Raw genomic sequence first — 1851 nt, 5'->3', positions numbered from 1 at the left:
CCCCCCCCGTTACCGTTTTCGTGGCTCCGCAATGGGGCTACCGGCCTTCGGGTCCGGCATGACTTCCCCCCCTTGTTGCGGTTGATGATCCGGGGGGTGGTGTCACCGGGCCCGGAGGCATCGACGGACCGCTGATGAGGGGCTTGAGCACTGGCTTCACCCGAGCCGGAAGAGCTCTCCGTAACGTGGGTGTGGCAGCTCGGTGCCGAGGCAAGGCCGGACGAAAGCGTGAGCGGAGGGGCCTGCACGTGATCGACACGAGTGACATCGACGTCTTCCTCGGCCTGGACGTCGGCAAAGGCGAACACCACGCCACCGCAGTCACCCCGGCCGGCAAGAAGGCCTTCGACAAGCGCCTGCCCAACACCGAACCCAAGCTCCGCGAGCTGTTCGCGAAACTGCAGGCCAAGCACGGAACGGTGCTGGTCGTGGTCGACCAACCGGCCTCGATCGGGGCACTACCGCTCGCGGTCGCCAGGGACATGGACTGCCCGGTCGCCTACCTGCCCGGGCTGACGATGCGGCGGATCGCCGACCTCTACCCAGGCGAGGCCAAGACCGACGCCAAAGACGCGTTCATCATCGCGGACGCGGCCCGCGCGATGCCTCACACGCTGCGGGCGATCGACAGCGAGGACGAGACGATCGCCGAGCTGGAGATGATCGCCGGGTTCGACGACGACCTGGCCGGCGAGGCCACCCGGGTCGCGAACCGGCTCCACGGCCTGCTGACCCAGATCCATCCGTCGCTGGAACGGGTGCTGGGGCCGCGGTTGCAGCACCCGGCCGTCCTGGCCCTGCTGGAACGGTTCGGTTCCCCGGCCCAGATACGCAAGGCGGGCCGTCGGCGGCTGGTCACGCTGCTGCGGCCGAAGGCGCCGCGGATGGCCGAGCGGCTGGTCGAGGAGATTTTCGCCGCGCTGGACGAGCAGACCGTGACGGTCCCGGGGACCGAGGCGGCCTCGTTGATCGTCCCGAGCCTGGCCGGGTCCCTGGCCGCTGTCCTTGACCAGCGCAAACTCCTGGCAGGGCGGATCGAGGAACTCTTGGAGGCCCACCCTCTTTCGAAGGTCCTGAGGTCGATGCCTGGAGTCGGCGTCAGGACCGGAGCACGGATCCTGATCGAGGTCGGCGACGGCAGCACCTTCCCGACCGCCGGCCACCTCGCCGCCTACGCCGGACTCGCGCCCGCGACCCGCAGTTCCGGGTCCTCGATCCGCGGCGAACAGCCCTCCCGAAGAGGAAACAAGCAGCTCAAACGGGCCTTCTTCCTCTCCGCGTTCGCCGCCCTGGGCGACCCGGCCTCCCGGATCTACTACGACAAGAAGATCGCCCAGGGCAAGCACCACACCCAGGCCCTGCTCTGCCTCGCCCGACGACGAGCCGACGTCCTCTTCGCGATGCTCAGAGACGGCACCTTCTACGAGTCCCGGACTGCCGCAGCGACTTGAGACCTTCTTGTCCTGCGGACGGGCGCGTGATCAGCTTCGGAAATGGAGGCCGAGGATTCCGAGCACATGAAGGTCGTCCACCGCTGGCTCACCGGCGAGGTGGTCAACAACACCGTCGGCATCAAACTGACCGGCGGCCCGTTCAACGGACGGACCAAGATCGTCCAGCTCAATCAAGACGGACTTCCGCCCTCACGCCTCCGTGCTCGCGGCGGCCAGGGACAGGGCCCTTGGAACCCTGCCGCCCGGCACATCTACACACCCGTCCGGGCCCCAGGCGCTCCCGCCGGCTGGACCTACGAGTACACCGGAGTCGACACCTCCACCGACGGCTGACGCTCCCACCTCGGACCTCGCAGGCGCCCAGACAGCTTGACCAAAGAGATAGGGGCACCCCCCC

The 1851-nt window shown here is 68.3% G+C and carries 2 protein-coding genes; both read left to right on the top strand.

Annotated features, from left to right (window positions below; genetic code table 11):
* Positions 1–248 precede the first annotated feature (248 nt).
* Positions 249–1451, top strand: coding sequence for an IS110 family RNA-guided transposase (locus IE244_RS41425; protein ID WP_191878751.1), 1203 nt, complete (start codon positions 249–251; stop codon positions 1449–1451).
* A 42-nt stretch (positions 1452–1493) separates the two neighbouring features.
* On the top strand, positions 1494–1787 hold the full coding sequence (locus tag IE244_RS41420; protein ID WP_191878750.1) for a DUF8847 domain-containing protein: 294 nt from the start codon (positions 1494–1496) through the stop codon (positions 1785–1787).
* Positions 1788–1851: the final 64 nt, after the last annotated feature.

This window comes from Streptomyces filipinensis, assembly GCF_014649495.1.
Lineage (GTDB): Bacteria > Actinomycetota > Actinomycetes > Streptomycetales > Streptomycetaceae > Streptomyces > Streptomyces filipinensis.
This window is presented reverse-complemented; position numbering and strand designations above follow the sequence as displayed.

Coding starts and splice junctions, on each gene's coding strand:
- IE244_RS41420 (WP_191878750.1), top strand. CDS start 1,494: ATGGAGGCCGAGGATTCCGAGCACATGAAGGTCGTCCACCGCTGGCTC.